Below are 17,446 nucleotides of genomic sequence, written 5' to 3' on the forward strand. Positions count from 1 at the left end.
AGTAGACCGCATTAGGTTCTGGCAAAGAAAAAGCCCGCCAGAAGGCGGGCTTTCAGAGAGCAAGCGCGGGCATCAAATCGCCATCTGCTCGTGCGGCGAGCCGTGGTGGCGCAGCCAGACAAAACTCAGTGCCACGATCAGCACCATCAGGGTCATGATGGCCCCCAGAGTCACCTGACCGGTCATCGGGAAACCGGCCGCTAGCAGGGTCACCACACCGGCACCCAGATTCTGCATCCCGCCGAGAATGGCCCCCGCGGTGCCGGCCTGACCCGGGAAGGGCTCGATGGCGCAGGAGGTGGCGGTCGGGTAGAGAATACCGCTACCGATGAAGTAGACAGCCGCACCACCAACCAGCGAGGCGACACTCACCACCCCGAACAGCCCCGGCACCAGAATGATGAGGGAGCCGAGCGCCAGAAAGGCGATCCCCAGACGCATCAGCTTGCCCTGAGTCAAACGGAAGCTCAGCTTGGCAGAGAGCCAGGCCCCGAACAGATAGCCGGGCAGCGGCAGCACGAACAGCACGCTCACGGTACGGGCGCTCAGTTTCAGCACATCGCCCAGCAGCACACCGGCCGCAGCCTCGAACACTGCCAAACCGGCAAAGGTCGCCATCAGGCAAAACAGGTTGCCCTGAAACTTGGGGTTGCCCAGCACATGACGATAGGCAGCACCGACGCGCAGCGGCTGACGAGCAGCAGCAGGCAGCGTCTCACCAAACCAGGCCATGATCGCCAGAGTGGCTACGGCACCAAAACCGAACAGGAACCAGTAACCGGCGCGCCAGTTGAACAGCTCGGTCAGCCAGCCACCCAGCACCGGGGCCAGCAGCGGGGAGAAGATCACCCCCATGCTCACCAGACTGTTGGCACGGTTGAGCTCGGCGCCGTTGTAGCGATCGCGCATCACGGTACGGCTCATGGCGCCACCGGCACCGGTACCCAGCCCCTGAATAAAGCTACCCACTAGCAGGGCGGCAAAATGGGGGATGACCTGAATGATCAGGGTGCCCACCAGAAACACCATCATGCCGACGATCAGCACCGGGCGACGGCCGATACGATCCGACAACGGCCCATAGACAAACTGGGAGAGGCCATAGGGGATCAGGTAACAGGCCATCACCGCCTGCAACTGGCCCGAGGCCACATTGAAGTCCCCCGCCATCATGGGAATGGAGGGAACATAAAGGGTCTGGGTCATCTGGCCCACAGCGACCATGAGAATGGTCAGTAAAAACAACGGATAAAAACTGTGCCGATCCATATCAGTCCCAAAAAATCGAAAAAATGCTGCCGCCCCTCTGGCACAAAATGGCCCAGAGGAATCTGATCACAGAGGCTGTGATGCAATCAAAAACAGTGTTGGAAACAGTAGGCGGGGAGCCCGCCAAGCCACCGCACAGGACGCTTGGTGGTATGGGGGCATCATAGTGATTCAGCTCACAAAAAACGAACGAATCTTTATAATCGGCTTGCCTTAGTTTTTCTAATATTACGGGGCGGCACGCCCCGTCAGCAGTTAAAAATCAACGTGTTACCATCTGCTGCGCCTGCTTGATCAGCTCATCGGGCTGCTCCTTGCGTGGCGGTATGGTGATCCCCTTCTGGCAGGCAGGTTTCTCTGCCATGCGATCCATCCAGGCTTGCAGATGGGGCAATCCCTCGATGGAGATGCCGCTCCAGTCATAAATACGCACCCAGGGCCAGGTGGCAATGTCGGCGATGCTGTACTCGTCCGCCAGATATTCATGATGGGCCAGATGGCTGTCGAGCACCTCGAACAGGCGGCGCCCCTCCTTCTGGTAGCGTTCGATAGCGGCGGGGATCTTCTCGGGGAAGTAGCGGTAGAAGACGTTGGCCTGCCCCATCATGGGTCCTACCCCGCCCATCTGGAACATCAGCCACTGGATGGCCTGAGAGCGGCGTTTGGGATCAGCGGGCAGCAACTTGCCTGCTTTCTCCGCCAGATAGATGAGGATGGCCCCCGACTCGAATACGGCGAAATCGTCGTTATCCCGATCGACGATAGCCGGAATACGGCCATTTGGGTTGATGGCGAGAAACTCGGGCTTCTTCTGATCCAGCGCCGAAAGATCGAGAGGAATGACCCGATAGGGCAAACCCAGCTCTTCGAGGGCGATCGCCACTTTGAAACCATTGGGGGTCGCGGCGGTGTAAAAGTCGATCATGATTCACTCCTTGTTGGTCATAGCCAGATTGCACGGTTGGAACAGGGTGCAACACCATAGCCGCCTCATCTTGCAACAAGTGACCGGCTCCAGACCATTAAAAAGCGGCGCACCGTAGGCCAAACAAGGCCACGGTGCGCCGCTGGTGTGCTCTGGCAATGGTAGATATTAGTTGATCATGGCGACCGGCTTGCGCTGGCGCAGCATGATCAGGCGGGAAAGCAGCGGGAAGTAGGACTCCAGCTTGCGCAACAGCACCCGGCTGCAGGCAGGCTCGGGCAGCTCCGACTCATCCAGCACGATGCCGTTTGAGACAAAATAGAAACGGGGGTCGCGCACATCCGGCCCGCAGACCGTCAGCTCCTTGTCCCCCTTGCGGATCAGCAGCGGCAAGACCGGCAAACCGATCGTCTCATCCTCTCCCCGGGCAAATCCGGCATCCTGCCAGGGCGCATCGCCGTCGATCAGCAGGATCGCCGCCTCCGTCTTGGCCGGTTGCCACTGGGCCAGGGGGGTCACGGTGATGTGGGCAAAGTGCTCACCATACTCGGGTGATGACCGCAAGATGGCCAACAGTCCCTCGCTGGCCGCTGACACGTTCTGACTCACTAATGACAAATTCATGGTTCACATCCCTATGCTCATGACAGCCTGTATCCGGCTGCTGGGATAAGACTAGCGCAGATCTGGTCTATATTGGAGCCGTCAAATCTGGCAGTGGTAATCAATTGGTCGTAGGGGGATAACAGTTGCCATCGCACAAAATACTGGTATTATACCGCGTCCTTTTATCCCCCGTTCTTTAACATCCAGTGGTGAACCTATGCATCCGATGCTGAATATCGCCGTGCGCGCTGCGCGCAACGCCGGTCAAGTTGTAGTAAAAGCCTTCTCCCAGCCTGAGAACATTGAGGCTATCCAAAAAGGCAGCAATGACTTCGTGACCAACGTTGACCGTGAAGCCGAAGCGGCCATCATTCACACCATCAAAAAATCTTACCCGGAGCACAGCATTGTTGCTGAAGAGTCTGGTGAGATTGCCGGTACCAATCCGGACTACCAATGGATCATTGACCCACTGGATGGCACGACCAACCTTGTCAAAGGCATTCCGCACTTTGCCGTTTCCATCGCTCTGCGCGTGAAAGGCAAAACCGAACAAGCCGTTGTTTACGATCCCATCCGTGACGAACTGTTTACTGCTACCCGTGGTAGCGGCGCCCAGCTGAACGGCTACCGCATCCGTGTCGGCAAAGCCAAAGAGCTGGCTGGCACCGTGCTGGCGACCGGTTTCCCCTACAAACAAAAGCACCACATCGAGTCCTACCTGAAGATGTTCCAGAGCATGTTCATCGAATGTGCCGACATCCGTCGCTCCGGCTCTGCCGCACTGGATCTGGCCTACGTGGCTGCCGGTCGCGTCGACGGTTTCTGGGAAATCGGCCTGAAACCCTGGGACACCGCTGCCGGTGAACTGCTGGCCAAAGAAGCGGGTGCCATCGTCACCGACTTCGTAGGCGGTCACAACTACGAAAACTCCGGCAACATCGTGGTTGCCAACCCGCGTGTCCTGAAAGAGATGCTCGGCAAGATCCGTGAAGAGCTGCCGGAGTCTCTGGCCAAATAAGCCAGCTCCCCAGCCTTCACCAATATAAAAAAACCGGCGCAAGCCGGTTTTTTTATTGCTGCGATATACCCTGTTAGGGCATTCCAACCAACTGCTTATGCTCTTCTTACCCGTAGCGCACGCCCCAACCGCTCGCCCCGTTTCCCATCCCCAGGCCCTTCTTTCGTTAGCAAATAGGTCTTAACCAACCTTCTTGAATATCACCGCGCACAGGCCGGGATAATCATCTGACCGCCCTATTCGCCCAGACCTTCATCCTCTTATGAAGAGCCCCAACCATCAGGCCTCGTACCCATCGCCAGATAAAAAAAATACCCGGCACATGGCCGGGGGTCGTGAGGGCATGTAAAGCGCCCCGACTTTTATGAATGAAGAGGCCGGCGCACACCAGCCCCTTTATCAGGCGAGGCGGAAGCGACCGATGGTCTGCTTCAGACCCACCGCCAGCTGGCTCAGCTCCAGACACGCGCGGGCAGTATGATCCGCCCCCTGCGCCACCTCATTGGCGGATTCGTTGATCCGCTCAACATTGCGACCCAGCTCATCAGACACAGCATCCTGCTCACCACAAGCGCTGGCAATCTGGATCGCCATATCGGCGATCTGCGCCACCGCTTCTTCAATCTGCTGGATACCGGTGCCGGTCTGCTCGCTTTGGGTGACGCACTGACGGATCATGTCACAGCTCAGCCCGGTCACCTCTTTCGCCTGATTGGCGCGAGACTGCAGGGTTTCGATGATGGCGACGATCTCGCCGGTAGAGGCCTGGGTGCGGCCCGCCAGGGTGCGCACCTCATCGGCAACCACCGCAAAGCCACGGCCCTGTTCACCGGCACGGGCTGCCTCAATGGCGGCATTGAGAGCCAGCAGATTGGTCTGATCGGCAATGCTGCGAATGACATCGACCACTACGTTGATCTGGGCGGATTCACGCTCCAGTTCGGCCACCAGCGTGCCAGCCTGCTCAATCTCTTCCGCCACACGGGTGATCGCCACCAGCGAACGCTGCACATCCTGATTACCTTTGCGGGCCAAGGTATTAGCCGCACTGGCAGACTCAGAAGTGTGCTCTGTATTGCCCGCCACATCAGCAACGGTCGCTTTCATCTGGGTCATGGCCGTCGCCACCAGCGAAATCTCTTGCTGCTGGCTCTGAATACCCTTGGCAGACTGTTCGGAAACCGCACTCACTTCGTCAATCGCCGCCCCCAACTGGGTAACCGCAGCCACCACCTCTTCAATCAGACCACGCAGGTTGTCCTGCATCTTGAGGGAAGCTTTGGCCAGCATGCCCAGCTCGTCGCGGCCGATATGCTGACGCTCCAGCTGATGAGTCAGATCGCCGGCGGCAATGGCGTTGGCCTGAGCCACTACCGCTTGCAGCGGCAGGCAGATCTGGCGGGTCAGAAACCAGGTCATCACCACCATGAACACCAGCAGAGCACCAATGCTCACCATGGCGAAAGTGGTCACCATACTGACGCTGCCAAGCAAGCTGCTGCGGTTTTCCTTCACAAAACCGAGGTTCACATCGATCAGAGCATTAACTGCCCGCTCCAAAGAACCAAAAGCAGCATTCGAGGCAAATAACTGTGCCTTGGCTTGCTCTTGTTGTCCTTGTACCAGCAGTTGATCAAACTCGTTCACTGCACGTTGGTAACTGAGCCACTGTTGTTTGGCCTGATTAAACACCTGACGCTCATGATCAGCACCGACGGTCGCCTCATAGGCGTGAAATGCGTTGTCTACTTTCTGGATATTCTGCTGGATCCGGCTGCGGCGAGCCTGCAGATCAGCGGCATCGTTCACCATCAGCAAGGCAAATTGGGCACGACGGACATAGGAGACGTCATAGAGCAGGGTTTCGACCGACAGGACACTCGGCAGCGTAGAGTCGGTAAAGTTCAGCACCCGATCACGCACACCGCGCAATTCGCTGGAGAGAAAAACACCGAAGAGAACGTTGACTGCGGCAATGACCGCAAAAACCACGGCAATCTTTTTGCCAATGGAGAGATTCTTGTAAAACATAGTGGCGGGTGATCCTCTACTGCTGACAGGCGAATGGAGTGTGGCGATCACGTCCCTATGAGCAAATCCCCGGACCTTCCTGACGGGAAAAAATGCAGAACACCGGGAAGGTAGAGTTCCGCAAAGGCGCGCACTCTAGCACAAAGCGACCACGCCCTCACTTTTCTTTAAAAATTAAAAGCAACTTAACAAAACCAACAATCGGAGCCGGATCACAAAAAACTTCATATTCACCTGACGCCATTTTTCGATAGCGGCAATCGCCTTGCAGACATAGACAAGGGGCGGCCAAGTGGATGTAATGCCACCATCCACTTTGCACACTCGAGGTCATGCCATGGACCATCTCTCAGCTCTTCCTCCGTTATCCTGGTCACAGCAACTGCGCAGCCAGATGCAAAGCCGCCCGCTCACCGCTCTCGGCCTCTTTATCGCGCTGGCTGCGGTCTTGTTGCTGCTGTTGCAGAGTCTCATCATGCTCGCTACCGGCGAAGTGACCAGCGGCGTGCGCTACGGCCTTGTCGGTGGTGCTGCCGGGTTTGCCGCCACCGCCATCGGCGCCCTGCCCGCTCTATTCCTGCGAGCGGTGCCGCAAAAGGTAGAGGACACCATGCTGGGCTTTGCCGCCGGCATGATGCTGGCCGCAAGTGCCTTCTCCCTGCTGCTGCCGGGGCTGGAGGCCGCCGAGGGGATCACCGGCAACGGCTTTAGCGCCGCCGCCGTGGTGGTGGTCGGCATGACCCTCGGGGTGCTGTTGATGCTGGGGCTGGATCAGTTCACCCCGCACGAACATGACAAAACCGGCCCCTGCGGCCCCGGCCATGAGCAGTGCTCTAGGGTCTGGCTGTTCGTCTTTGCCATCGCCCTGCACAACCTGCCGGAGGGGATGGCCATCGGGGTCAGCTTCTCGCAGGGGGATATGTCGGTGGGACTGCCGCTCACCACCGCCATCGCACTGCAGGATATTCCCGAAGGACTGGCGGTGGCGCTGGCCATGTGCGCCGCCGGTTTTCGCCCCTCGGTGGCGGTGCTGGTTGCCATCGCCAGCGGCCTGCTCGAACCGGTTGGCGCCCTGCTCGGGGTGGGGCTCTCCAGCGGCCTTGCCATCGCCTACCCCATCGGACTTGGGCTCGCCGCCGGCGCCATGCTGTTTGTGGTCTCACACGAGGTGATTCCGGAGACTCACCGCAACGGTCACCAGACCTATGCCACCCTCGGCCTGATGGCAGGCTTTGCCCTGATGATGACCCTCGACACCGCGCTCGGCTAAAGGCTCTCTCCTCTCTCATCAATGCTTTTTGTCACCCGCGGCGCTCCCATATTGAGCGCCGCACTTCATCTCTCCTTTCGTTTGTGCCTCTCGGCGCCGACGCCATCTTTTGTTATGATCTACAGCAACTTAAATTCAGCCACACGGCTATCAAGACGAGGTCAGCAATGAAAGTAGGTATTATCGGCGCCATGGAGCAAGAAGTAGCCCTGCTGCGCAGCCAGATGAGCAACCCCACCACCCTGCAACTGGGCGGCTGCGAGTTCTATCAAGGGATGCTGGCAGGCAAAGAGGTGATCCTGACCCGCTCCGGTATCGGTAAGGTCGCCGCCAGCGTGGCCACCAGCCTGCTGCTGGAAAAATTCGCCCCCGACTGCGTCATCAATACCGGCTCTGCGGGCGGCTTTGCCCAGGACCTGCACATCGGTGATGTGGTGATCGCCAGCGAGATGCGTTTCCACGATGTCGATGTGACCGCCTTTGGTTACGAGATGGGCCAGATGGCGCAGCAACCTGCCGCCTTCCCCTGCGACGAGAAGCTCATCGCGGTCGCTCAGGATTGCATCGCCGAGCAGGGCAAGCACAAGACCAAGGTTGGCCTTATCTGTACCGGCGATCAGTTCATGTGCAAACCGGACGCCATCGCCAAGGCTCGCGCCGACTTCCCGCAGATGCTGGCGGTCGAGATGGAAGGTGCTGCCATCGGTCAGGTGTGCCACATGTTCAACGTGCCCTATCTGGTGGTTCGCGCCATGTCCGATATCGCCGGCAAGGAACAGGTTGAATCCTTCGATGCCTTCATCGAAGTGGCCGGCAAGCACTCCGCCGAAGTAATCATCAAGATGCTCGGCAAGCTGTGATCGAGACCGGCTCGCTTGATTTGATGGCCGACGCCCTCCTCTCAACGACGGCGGCCATTCTGGTGGGGGCTGCCCTGCTGGAGACGGTGATCCCGTGGCCATCCCATCTACGTCTTTCGGCCGTCACGCCCCTGCTGACCCGGCTGGGACACAAGGTGCACAGACCCGATGGTTCACCCGGCCAGCAAATGCAGGCCGGCCTGCTGGCGATGCTGGTAGTCTGGCTCCCCTGCGCCGCCGGGCTCTGGTCGCTGCGCAATCTGGCCCTGAGCGAGCCGCTCTTCGACCTGCTGTTCCTGCTGCTGATGCTCGAATCCCGTCCACTGCGCGAACTCGCCCATGCCACCCGCTCGCTCGCCACCCAGGAGACGCGGCCGCTGGCAAGATTGCAGTCCGCCCCCTGGCTCAAACGGGAGACCGGCAAACTCTCGGCCATGGGGCTCGCCAAAGCAGTGACGGAGAGCTGCGCCCTGCGTCTGGTCGGCCAATGGGCTGGCCCGCTGCTGGGATATGCTCTGGCTGGCGTACAGGGCGCCCTGCTCTGGCGACTGGTGCAGCTGATGAATCAGAGCTGGAGTCGCAAAGATCCCGCCTTCGACCACTTTGGTCGCGCCGCCAGCGCCCTCTATCAGGGGCTCAATGCCTCCGTCATTTTGCTGCTGGGGCTGCCACTGCTGGCAAGCCGTCTCAAACAAGCCGCACAGCTGCTGCGCAGTGGCGCGCTCTGGCCCTATCCCGCCATGGGGATGCTGCTCACTCTGCTGGTAGACAAGTGCCGGATCCGCCTTGGTGGCCCTCGCTACTATCAGGGGGCTCTCCAGCGCTGGCCCGTCATCGGCACTGGTGCTGAGCCAGATAGCGAGACACCGCGCAAAGTGCTCAACATTCTGCAAGGGTGCGGCTGGGGCTGGTTGATACTGGCGCTGGTTGTCACGGTAGCGGGGTTATTTCATGGGTAGTTTGTTGCGCTTGCCGATCTGGCTGCCCTGCGTGCTGCTTGCCTGGTTGCCCGGTGTCCTGCAGGCCGCCACGCCGACCCGGGTGGTGAGCGTTGTTCCTCACCTGACCGAATTGCTCTACGAGATTGGCGCCGGCGACAAACTGGTGGCCATTGACGATGCTTCCGACTATCCAGCAGAGGTCAAAACCAAGCCCAAGGTAGCGAATTATCGCAGCTTCAACGTCGAGGCAGTGCTGGCGCAAAAGCCGGATCTCATTCTCGGCTGGCGCTCGGCCCAGTCACGTATGCTGGCACCGCTGGAGCAGCTGGGTATCCCGGTTTTCTACTCGGAGCCCACCAATTTTGCCTCGCTGGCGACCGAAATGCGGGCGCTGGGCAAATTGCTTGGGGTGGAGAAGAGTGCCAACGAAGCCGCCGATCGCTATCTGGCACGCCTGCATTCCCTGCAACAGCGCTATGGCCAACCAACCGGTGTCAAGGTGTTCTACCAGCTCTGGTACCCGCCACTCACCAGCGTCAGTGGCAATGCCTGGCCGGCTCAGGCCATCGAACTCTGCGGCGGGATCAACATCATGGCGAATGCCAAGACCCCTTACCCTCAAGTGGACATGGAACAGGTGATCAGAGCCAACCCATCGCTGATCCTGGCGGGGAGTCAAGATCCTGACACCCTGCGTCACTGGCGAAAGTGGCCAAATCTCGACGCGGTGCAGCATCAGCGACTCGATTTGATCAACTCGGATGAGCTACACCGGTTCACCCCGAGAGCCCTCAATGCAGTGGAGCAGGTTTGCCAAGCTATTACCAAACCCAACAGCAAGTAGCCAAAAAACAGCCATTCAGATCACGCCTGCCAATATACGTCTGCAAATGGCATAAAAAGTGCTTTAGAATTCTATAGATACCAATTTTCATCATGGGACACCGTCATGTTTAATGGAAAAACAATCCTGGTTACCGGTGGCACGGGGTCATTTGGCAAGAAATTCATTGCAACCGTGCTATCCCGCTACCAACCCGCACGACTGATCGTCTACTCCCGTGATGAGCTCAAGCAGTTTGAAATGCAGCAGTGTTTCAACCATCCCTGCATGCGCTATTTTATCGGCGATGTTCGCGATGCCGAGCGCCTCGACATGGCTATGCGCGATGTCGACTTTGTGGTGCATGCCGCGGCGCTCAAGCAAGTGCCAGCTGCCGAATACAACCCGATGGAGTGCATCAAGACCAACGTTGGAGGAGCCGAAAACGTCATCAAGGCAGCACTCAACAATGGCGTGCAGAAGGTCATTGCACTCTCGACCGACAAGGCTGCCAACCCGATCAACCTTTACGGGGCAACCAAGCTCTGTTCTGACAAGCTCTTTGTCGCTGCCAACAATATGGCGGGCAAGAACCCGACCATCTTCTCGGTGGTACGTTATGGCAACGTGGTCGGCTCAAGGGGCTCCGTGGTTCCCTTCTTCGACAATCTGATCAAGAGCGGCGTCAGTACGCTGCCTATCACCCACCCCGAGATGACCCGCTTCTGGCTGACCTTGCAGCAAGGCGTAGATTTTGTTCTTAGTAACTTCCAGCGTATGCGCGGTGGCGAACTGTTCGTGCCGAAAATCCCGTCGGTCAAGATCACCGATCTGGCGGCAGCCATGGCTCCGACCCTTAAGCAGGAGATCATAGGCATCCGTGCGGGGGAGAAGCTGCACGAGGTGATGTGTCCGGCTGACGACTCTTTCCACACTTATGAGTTCAACGATTACTACGTGATTGCCCCCAGCATCACTTTCACCAGTCGCAACAATGATTTCAACATTAATGCGCTCGGTGAAACGGCTACGCTGGTCGCTCCAGGCTTTGAATACAATTCCCTAAATAATCAGCACTATCTGTCGATAGCTGAACTACAGAGCATAAACCAGCAGGTGTTGTCCGAATGATCCCTTATGGCCGCCAATCGATCAGCGATGCCGATATAGAAGCCGTCGTTGCCGTACTGAAATCTGATTATCTGACCCAAGGCGAAGCCGTTCCCGCTTTCGAACAAGGACTGGCCGATTACTGCCAAGTGCCGCATGTGGTTGCTTGCAGTAACGGCACCACTGCGCTTCATCTGGCCTGCGCAGTACTGGATATTGGCGCCCAAGATACAGTTTGGGTTTCTGCGGTCAGTTTTGTTGCGTCGGCGAACTGCGTTCGATACTGCAATGCCAACGTTGATTTTGTCGACGTTGACCCTGCTACCGGTAACCTCGATGTAGTGGCACTGGATAAGAAACTGCAGCAAGCTGTGCGCACCCACTCCCTTCCAAAAGCGCTGATTGCTGTACATCTGGCCGGACAGCCCTGCGATCTCGAAGAGATCGGTGCGCTCTGTCGCCAGTACGGAATCGTTCTGATCGAGGATGCCTGCCATGCACTGGGTGCCCACTATCAGGGGTCACCTATCGGTAGTTGCCGTCACAGCGATATGACGGTCTTCAGCTTTCATCCGGTCAAACCGATTACGACCGCAGAAGGAGGCGCTGTCACCACCCGGGATCAGGTGCTGGCCGACAAATTGCGACTCTATCGCAGCCATGGAATCACTCGAGATCCGCAAGCGCTGCTCATGCCCTCTCCCGGAGAGTGGTATTACGAGCAACAACTTCTGGGCTTCAACTATCGCTTGACCGACATTCAGGCGGCACTAGGGCTGAGTCAGTTGAGCCGTCTTGACCAGTTCATTACCCAGCGTCGTGAACTTGCCAGGCGATATGACGCGCTGTTATCCCCCTTGCCAGTCCAGCCGTTGCAGCAGAGTAATAATCGCCAGAGCGGTTATCACCTCTATGTCATTCAGGTGGCTGAACGCGATCAGGTGTTTGCCCGCCTGCGTGCTGCCGGCATTGGCGTCAACGTTCACTATATTCCTATCCCAGCCCAGCCCTACTACCGTGGGCTGGGACATGATCCAGCAGCCTATCCGGGCGCACAAGCCTACTATCAGGGAGCAATCTCTCTTCCACTGTTCCCGGCTCTGACTCTCTCAGAGCAGCAACAGGTCGTAGATGCGCTGGAGCAGGCACTATGCGGCTAGCTCTGGGCACAGTGCAATTCGGTCTGGATTACGGGATCAGCAATCACGACGGACAAGTCAGCGATGAGGAACTCGACGCGATCATTGCGTTAGCTCGTCAAGCAGGTATCGATACCCTGGATACGGCGCAAGCCTATGGCAATGCCGAGCAGAGGCTGGGGCAAAGAGATATCACCGACTTCACTCTCATCGACAAGCTGGCACCAGGGCTACCGCTGTCCGATGTTAAGGCAGCGCTCAACAACAGCTTGCATTGGCTGGGGCGAAAACGGCTCGATGGTTTGCTGCTGCACCGTAGCCAAGATGCCTCACCTGCCTTGTTCGAGTTACTCACCGATTTGCAGCAACAGGGCGCGATCGGAAAACTCGGGATCTCCGTCTACTCCCCGGAGGAGCTCGATACCTGGAGCGCAGCTGGCTATCCTCTGGAACTGGTGCAATTACCTGCCAATTTGCTCGATCAACGCTTTTTACGCACTGGATGGCTCGACAAACTGGTAGATATGGGGTGTGAAATCCATGTTCGCTCGCTCTTTTTACAGGGCCTGTTATTGATGCAACCAGCGCAGCGACCTGACTATTTTCAGCGTTTCGCTACCGCACTTGAACGGTTTGACCACTGGCATCCCTCGGTGGCCCCGCTTGGCAGAGCCCTCTCCATCATGACAGCCCTACCACAGGTGAGCCGCTTTGTTGTCGGTGTTTGTCATGCCCAAGAGCTGGCCGCCATCGTTGCGGCCAGTCAAGTACAGCACGAGTGCTACGAGGCCGATATCGCACACCTGGCGTCTATGGAACAGGAACTTATCAACCCCGGACTCTGGAGAACACGATGATCTTGGGTATTCTGCAGGCCAGAACCAGTTCTTCCCGCCTGCCCAACAAGGTACTAAAGGAACTGCTGGGCGAACCCATGCTGGCAAGGCAGATTGAACGGTTGCAACAGAGCAAGCTACTGGACAAGCTGCTGGTTGCCACCAGCGATCAGTCGGAAGATCGCGCCATTGCCGAGCTGTGCGAGAGGTTGAATATCCCCTGTTTCTGCGGTCCTCTTGACGATGTGTTGCTGCGTTTCTATCTGGCGGCCCAACCCTACAGTCCGACCCATGTTGTGCGTCTCACTGGTGACTGCCCACTGGCTGACCCTATGGTAATAGACGAGCTGATAGCCCTCCATCTCTCGGGCAAGTTCGACTACAGCAGCAACTGCGGCAACCCTAGTTATCCGGATGGGCTGGATGCCGAGATCATGAGTGGAGCAACTCTGGAAATCTTGCAGGAAAAGGCCGCCACGCAGACCGAGCGGGAACATGTCACCTATTACGTTCGCTGTCATTCCGAACAGTTTTCTATCGGCGAACTACAGCGCTCGCCTTCGCTGGCCCACCTGCGCTGGACTGTCGATGAGCCTGCCGACTTTGAACTGGTAGAGCGAATTTATCAGGCTCTCTATCCTGCCAACCCAACCTTTACGACCGACGATATCCTCGCCCTGCTGGCGCAGCAGCCGGAGCTGACAACACTTAATACCCGGCACAAGCGCAACGAAGGATTGGCTAATTCGCTGGCCAAGGAGAATCATATATGACCTCACGTTATCAACATTCACTCGCTCTCTCGGCACGTGCGGAACAGAGCATTCCACTCGGCTCCCAAACCTTCTCCAAAAGTCGCCTCTGTTTCCCCTATGGCGCCGCCCCACTCTTTATCGAGCGCGGCAATGGGGCGCATGTTTGGGATGTAGATGGCAACGAGTATCTTGATTTTGCCAGCGGCCTACTGGCCATCAGTCTTGGATATTGCGATCCGGATGTGAATGAAGCGGTAATGGAGCAACTCAGTCTTGGTTCGATCTTCTCCCTTCCCCACCGGCTGGAAACTGAAGTCGCTGAACAGCTCATTGAGCTCATCCCCTGCGCCGAAATGGTTCGCTTTGGCAAAAACGGGACTGATGCCACCTCAGCCTGTATCAGGCTCTCCAGAGCAGTCACAGGCCGCGAGCGGGTAGCCGTCTGTGGCTATCATGGCTGGCAAGACTGGTACATCGGCTCAACCACCCGCCATTTGGGGGTCCCCGAGTGCGTGAGAGAGCTGACCCACAGATTTGACTACAACGATCTTGCCTCGCTGCAGTGCCTGCTGGAAGCTCACCCGGGCGAGTTTGCAGCCGTCATTCTGGAACCGATGAATGTAACCTGGCCAACCCCGGATTTTCTGCCTGGTCTGCGCCAACTCTGCGATGCCCATGGCGCACTACTCATCTTTGATGAGACCATTACCGGTTTTCGCTACCACTTGGGCGGGGCACAGAGCCTCTTTGGTGTGACGCCGGATCTTGCTGCGTTCGGCAAAGGCATGGCCAATGGTTTCCCGATTTCCGCCGTTGTTGGCCGCCGCCAATATATGAAACGGATGGAAGATATCTTCTTCTCCGGCACCTTCGGCGGGGATGTAATTGCCCTCGCTGCGGCCAACGCCGTCATCAAAAAGATGCGGCGACTGGATGTACCAAAGAGGCTTGCAGAGCGGGGACAACAGGTACTGGATGGGCTCGATAGCTTGCTAAAAGAGATCGATGCCCCGGACTGGCTGCATACCGCCGGACATCCGAGCTGGAGCTTTCTGCTGGTTGCGGATTCAGTAAACCACTCTACCTGGCTTCTCAAGAGCTATCTGATCCAGGAGTTGTGCAAGCGAGGGCTCCTCACCCTTGGCAGTCACAATATGAATCTGGCCCATAGCGAACAGGATGTGGCCGTTCTGCTGGCAGCCTATCGCGACATACTGCCAGCGCTCATTCGCCACGATAGAGAACTGACACTGGCCAGTGCGCTTGATGGCGAGTCCATTCAACCCGTATTCCGGGTACGCTGATGCGGTTGCTGTTCCGATGTGATGCCAGTACGACAATAGGCGCAGGCCATCTCATGCGGTGCCTTAGCATCGCTGATCTTGCAGCCAGCCGAGGTGACGAGTGCCACTTCTTTTGTGCCGATTTGCCTGGCTTTGATGGCACTCAAGTCATTGCTCGCCAGCATGGTCTGACGCTGCTTCCCGCACAACCTGACTGGCGCTCGCTCTATCGCGCCATCATGGGGTGGGGAGGCAGTGACTGGCTGATTGTGGATCACTATCAGCTGGATCGCCGTTGGGAGCAGCCGCTGGCGGCCCTCTTCCCCCAACAACTGGTTATCGACGATCTGGCTGACAGACCTCATGAAGCAACCCGGTTGCTTGATATGACCCCATACCGGCAACCAGCCGACTATGGCGAGAGCCTATTTGCAGAAGTGCCTCTGCTGGGCCCTGGTTATGCGCCACTGCGACCAGAGTTTGCCAGGCTACGGCCTGTCGCGCTTGTCAGAAGAGCGTCAAATAAAAGGATCAGACGACTGCTGCTCTCCCTCGGAGCAATGGACAGTGACAATCATCTATCCCGCATTCTGCCCCAGATAGATCAACTGCCCATCCCTATATTGGAAATTGATCTGGTATTGGCAAGCAAAGCCCCTCATATCGATACACTTAAAGAGGTCATGGCAAAAAGTCGTCATCACGTCAAATTGCACCTCGATGCAAACAACATGGCCGAATTGATGTTGCAGGCCGATCTCGCCATCGGTGCTGGAGGAACCAGTTGCTGGGAGCGCGCTACCTTGGCTCTGCCTACCCTGCTATTCACTCTTGCCGACAACCAACTGGAAAATGCCAGACGGCTAGCACAGGCAAATGCCGTGATATGGCTTGGCGATCTGAGGATGCTTAATAATAAGCAACTGCTACAACAGCTGTTACTTCACTGGCCCAATCAAGAGACCTTGCAGCAACTCGGCAAACATAGCGCCGCACTGTGTGATGGCACGGGAGCACAGCGTTTGTTGCAGAAGCTCACATCGCGGCAGCACTCATACTGGCTGCAGCCAATCACAGAAGAAGACGCAGAGTGGATATGGCAGTGGCAACAGGATGCGGTAACTCGCCGCTATAGCCGAAATACCGATTGTCCTCCACTCGGTGTGCATAAAATCTGGTTACACGGAGCTTTGCAGAACCCTCAGCGCTGGCTGTTCAAGGTTATGTCAGCCACAGGTCCTTGCGCCGTCGTGAGGCTGGATGAAGCCTGTGAGCCAAGCAGGTATAACGAAGTTTCTATCTACGTTGACCCCGAGCAACACCAACGAGGGCATGGCAAACGGGCTCTTAATCTGTTGCACCAACTTTTCCCTTGGTTCACCTTTCACGCCTATATCAGCCCTGAAAACCAGGGCTCTCTGGCACTCTTCCGGTCAATTGGATATCAGTACAGTAGCTCACAGAACTGGTTTCATTTTTCTCCCAAGGAGACGTTTCATGCCTCAGTTCACTATTAATGGCCGCGAGATAGGCCCAAATAGCCCGCCATACATCATTGCTGAACTATCCGGCAACCATAATGGCCAGCTGGAGAGGGCACTGGCGCTGGTAGATGCGGCTGCCGATGCGGGAGCTGATGCCATCAAGCTGCAAACCTATACAGCTGACACCATGACAATCGACTGTGATCTACCGGATTTTCATATTCAGGGCGGTTTATGGGATGGCCATACCCTTTACGATCTCTACACCCTGGCCCATACCCCATGGGAATGGCACCAGCCTCTCTTTGAACGAGCAAAGTCACGCGGATTGACTATTTTCTCCACGCCCTTCGACGAGAGTGCTGTTGATTTTTTGGAGGAGCTGGGTACTCCCGCATACAAAATTGCCTCATTCGAAATTACCGATCTTCCCCTGCTCAGTTACATAGCTCAGCAAGGAAAGCCGGTCATTATCTCTTCTGGCATGTCAACTGAAGATGAAATTGCCAAGGCAATGACCATTTTGCGTGAAAATGGTTGCTCACAGATCCTGCTGCTTCATTGTGTCAGTGGCTACCCAACCCCTCTTGCTGATATCAATCTCAAGCGGATTACCCGCTTGGCTGAGACATTTTCAGTACCCGTTGGTCTCTCTGATCACACGCTGGGAAATACCGCCGCTCAGCTGGCAATAGCATTGGGCGCTGTGGCCATCGAGAAACACCTGACCTTGGCTCGCGCTGATGGCGGCCCGGATGCCGAGTTCTCACTTGAACCACGTGAACTTAAAGAGCTCTGCAGCCAGGCAAAACTCTGCTGGCAAGCGTTAGGATCAGGAGAAAGTGGTGACAACCAGGCTGAGCAGGCAAACCTGAGATTTCGTCGTTCTTTGTATTTTGTTACCGACATCCCTGCGGGCACCATCATAAAGCCAGAACACATCCGACGGATCCGGCCAGGCTATGGGTTGCCACCTGAAGCATTACCACAAATATTGGGAAAAAAAACACGCCACGACATACATCGAGGTAAGGCAGTAAATATAAAGGATGTTATTCTTTAAAAAAGATCGTCATTGGATCATATAACCCAA

16 protein-coding genes are annotated in these 17,446 nt (G+C 56.9%); 12 read left to right on the plus strand and 4 right to left on the minus strand.

Features of this window, described 5'->3' with window-relative positions:
• Positions 1-72: 72 nt before the first annotated feature.
• The 3 genes from emrD to AB5Y76_RS05135 all read right to left on the minus strand — a co-directional run bounded on the left by emrD (position 73) and on the right by AB5Y76_RS05135 (position 2,818).
• Positions 73-1,269: a multidrug efflux MFS transporter EmrD gene (gene emrD, locus AB5Y76_RS05125; protein ID WP_201986747.1), complete on the minus strand. Its 1,197-nt coding sequence runs from the start codon at positions 1,267-1,269 to the stop codon at positions 73-75.
• Between the two features lie 262 nt (positions 1,270-1,531).
• The gene (locus tag AB5Y76_RS05130; RefSeq protein ID WP_005333923.1) at positions 1,532-2,194 is read right to left on the minus strand and encodes a glutathione S-transferase family protein; all 663 of its coding nucleotides are present in this window, start codon (positions 2,192-2,194) and stop codon (positions 1,532-1,534) included.
• A gap of 168 nt (positions 2,195-2,362) precedes the next feature.
• On the minus strand, positions 2,363-2,818 hold the full coding sequence (locus AB5Y76_RS05135; RefSeq protein ID WP_201986745.1) for a hypothetical protein: 456 nt from the start codon (positions 2,816-2,818) through the stop codon (positions 2,363-2,365).
• 199 nt (positions 2,819-3,017) lie between these two features.
• Between AB5Y76_RS05135 and suhB the strand changes: the two genes are divergently transcribed.
• Positions 3,018-3,821, plus strand: coding sequence for an inositol-1-monophosphatase (gene suhB, locus AB5Y76_RS05140; RefSeq protein ID WP_005352992.1), 804 nt, complete (start codon positions 3,018-3,020; stop codon positions 3,819-3,821).
• A gap of 399 nt (positions 3,822-4,220) precedes the next feature.
• Here suhB and AB5Y76_RS05145 read toward each other — a convergent pair whose 3' ends face one another.
• Positions 4,221-5,852 carry a methyl-accepting chemotaxis protein gene (locus AB5Y76_RS05145; RefSeq protein WP_158112290.1) on the minus strand — a complete coding sequence of 544 codons (1,632 nt, stop codon included), beginning with the start codon at positions 5,850-5,852 and terminating at the stop codon, positions 4,221-4,223.
• 337 nt (positions 5,853-6,189) lie between these two features.
• Between AB5Y76_RS05145 and AB5Y76_RS05150 the strand changes: the two genes are divergently transcribed.
• From AB5Y76_RS05150 to pseI, 11 genes are all read left to right on the plus strand, one after another.
• Positions 6,190-7,122, plus strand: coding sequence for a ZIP family metal transporter (locus tag AB5Y76_RS05150; protein ID WP_201986743.1), 933 nt, complete (start codon positions 6,190-6,192; stop codon positions 7,120-7,122).
• A 167-nt stretch (positions 7,123-7,289) separates the two neighbouring features.
• Positions 7,290-7,982 carry a 5'-methylthioadenosine/S-adenosylhomocysteine nucleosidase gene (gene mtnN, locus AB5Y76_RS05155; RefSeq protein ID WP_201986742.1) on the plus strand — a complete coding sequence of 231 codons (693 nt, stop codon included), beginning with the start codon at positions 7,290-7,292 and terminating at the stop codon, positions 7,980-7,982.
• The gene (locus tag AB5Y76_RS05160; RefSeq protein WP_201986740.1) at positions 7,979-8,941 is read left to right on the plus strand and encodes a cobalamin biosynthesis protein; all 963 of its coding nucleotides are present in this window, start codon (positions 7,979-7,981) and stop codon (positions 8,939-8,941) included. The genes mtnN and AB5Y76_RS05160 overlap by 4 nt, the downstream gene beginning before the upstream one ends.
• On the plus strand, positions 8,934-9,767 hold the full coding sequence (locus AB5Y76_RS05165) for a cobalamin-binding protein (RefSeq protein ID WP_201986738.1): 834 nt from the start codon (positions 8,934-8,936) through the stop codon (positions 9,765-9,767). Before AB5Y76_RS05160 ends, AB5Y76_RS05165 begins: the two co-directional genes overlap by 8 nt.
• A 105-nt stretch (positions 9,768-9,872) precedes the next feature.
• Positions 9,873-10,877: a UDP-N-acetylglucosamine 4,6-dehydratase (inverting) gene (pseB, locus tag AB5Y76_RS05170; RefSeq protein WP_201986736.1), complete on the plus strand. Its 1,005-nt coding sequence runs from the start codon at positions 9,873-9,875 to the stop codon at positions 10,875-10,877.
• Positions 10,874-12,016: a UDP-4-amino-4,6-dideoxy-N-acetyl-beta-L-altrosamine transaminase gene (gene pseC / locus AB5Y76_RS05175; protein ID WP_201986735.1), complete on the plus strand. Its 1,143-nt coding sequence runs from the start codon at positions 10,874-10,876 to the stop codon at positions 12,014-12,016. The genes pseB and pseC overlap by 4 nt, the downstream gene beginning before the upstream one ends.
• On the plus strand, positions 12,007-12,852 hold the full coding sequence (locus tag AB5Y76_RS05180; RefSeq protein WP_108542038.1) for an aldo/keto reductase: 846 nt from the start codon (positions 12,007-12,009) through the stop codon (positions 12,850-12,852). Before pseC ends, AB5Y76_RS05180 begins: the two co-directional genes overlap by 10 nt.
• Positions 12,849-13,604 carry an NTP transferase domain-containing protein gene (locus AB5Y76_RS05185; protein WP_201986733.1) on the plus strand — a complete coding sequence of 252 codons (756 nt, stop codon included), beginning with the start codon at positions 12,849-12,851 and terminating at the stop codon, positions 13,602-13,604. Before AB5Y76_RS05180 ends, AB5Y76_RS05185 begins: the two co-directional genes overlap by 4 nt.
• Positions 13,601-14,890, plus strand: coding sequence for an aminotransferase class III-fold pyridoxal phosphate-dependent enzyme (locus AB5Y76_RS05190; RefSeq protein ID WP_201986731.1), 1,290 nt, complete (start codon positions 13,601-13,603; stop codon positions 14,888-14,890). The genes AB5Y76_RS05185 and AB5Y76_RS05190 overlap by 4 nt, the downstream gene beginning before the upstream one ends.
• The gene (gene pseG / locus AB5Y76_RS05195) at positions 14,890-16,386 is read left to right on the plus strand and encodes a UDP-2,4-diacetamido-2,4,6-trideoxy-beta-L-altropyranose hydrolase (RefSeq protein WP_201986729.1); all 1,497 of its coding nucleotides are present in this window, start codon (positions 14,890-14,892) and stop codon (positions 16,384-16,386) included. The genes AB5Y76_RS05190 and pseG overlap by 1 nt, the downstream gene beginning before the upstream one ends.
• Positions 16,367-17,416 carry a pseudaminic acid synthase gene (gene pseI, locus AB5Y76_RS05200; protein ID WP_201986727.1) on the plus strand — a complete coding sequence of 350 codons (1,050 nt, stop codon included), beginning with the start codon at positions 16,367-16,369 and terminating at the stop codon, positions 17,414-17,416. The genes pseG and pseI overlap by 20 nt, the downstream gene beginning before the upstream one ends.
• Positions 17,417-17,446: the final 30 nt, after the last annotated feature.

This window comes from Aeromonas sp. R1-2 (genome assembly GCF_040908505.1).
Classification (GTDB): domain Bacteria; phylum Pseudomonadota; class Gammaproteobacteria; order Enterobacterales; family Aeromonadaceae; genus Aeromonas; species Aeromonas veronii.

What these genes read in the sequence shown, in the direction of transcription:
- AB5Y76_RS05145 (WP_158112290.1), bottom strand. Translation starts at nt 5,852, where the DNA reads ATGTTTTACAAGAATCTCTCCATTGGCAAAAAGATTGCCGTGGTTTTT.
- AB5Y76_RS05180 (WP_108542038.1), top strand. Translation starts at nt 12,007, where the DNA reads ATGCGGCTAGCTCTGGGCACAGTGCAATTCGGTCTGGATTACGGGATC.
- pseI (WP_201986727.1), top strand. Translation starts at nt 16,367, where the DNA reads ATGCCTCAGTTCACTATTAATGGCCGCGAGATAGGCCCAAATAGCCCG.
- mtnN (WP_201986742.1), top strand. Translation starts at nt 7,290, where the DNA reads ATGAAAGTAGGTATTATCGGCGCCATGGAGCAAGAAGTAGCCCTGCTG.
- pseC (WP_201986735.1), top strand. Translation starts at nt 10,874, where the DNA reads ATGATCCCTTATGGCCGCCAATCGATCAGCGATGCCGATATAGAAGCC.
- AB5Y76_RS05190 (WP_201986731.1), top strand. Translation starts at nt 13,601, where the DNA reads ATGACCTCACGTTATCAACATTCACTCGCTCTCTCGGCACGTGCGGAA.
- AB5Y76_RS05185 (WP_201986733.1), top strand. Translation starts at nt 12,849, where the DNA reads ATGATCTTGGGTATTCTGCAGGCCAGAACCAGTTCTTCCCGCCTGCCC.
- emrD (WP_201986747.1), bottom strand. Translation starts at nt 1,269, where the DNA reads ATGGATCGGCACAGTTTTTATCCGTTGTTTTTACTGACCATTCTCATG.
- AB5Y76_RS05135 (WP_201986745.1), bottom strand. Translation starts at nt 2,818, where the DNA reads ATGAATTTGTCATTAGTGAGTCAGAACGTGTCAGCGGCCAGCGAGGGA.
- pseG (WP_201986729.1), top strand. Translation starts at nt 14,890, where the DNA reads ATGCGGTTGCTGTTCCGATGTGATGCCAGTACGACAATAGGCGCAGGC.
- pseB (WP_201986736.1), top strand. Translation starts at nt 9,873, where the DNA reads ATGTTTAATGGAAAAACAATCCTGGTTACCGGTGGCACGGGGTCATTT.
- suhB (WP_005352992.1), top strand. Translation starts at nt 3,018, where the DNA reads ATGCATCCGATGCTGAATATCGCCGTGCGCGCTGCGCGCAACGCCGGT.
- AB5Y76_RS05165 (WP_201986738.1), top strand. Translation starts at nt 8,934, where the DNA reads ATGGGTAGTTTGTTGCGCTTGCCGATCTGGCTGCCCTGCGTGCTGCTT.
- AB5Y76_RS05150 (WP_201986743.1), top strand. Translation starts at nt 6,190, where the DNA reads ATGGACCATCTCTCAGCTCTTCCTCCGTTATCCTGGTCACAGCAACTG.
- AB5Y76_RS05130 (WP_005333923.1), bottom strand. Translation starts at nt 2,194, where the DNA reads ATGATCGACTTTTACACCGCCGCGACCCCCAATGGTTTCAAAGTGGCG.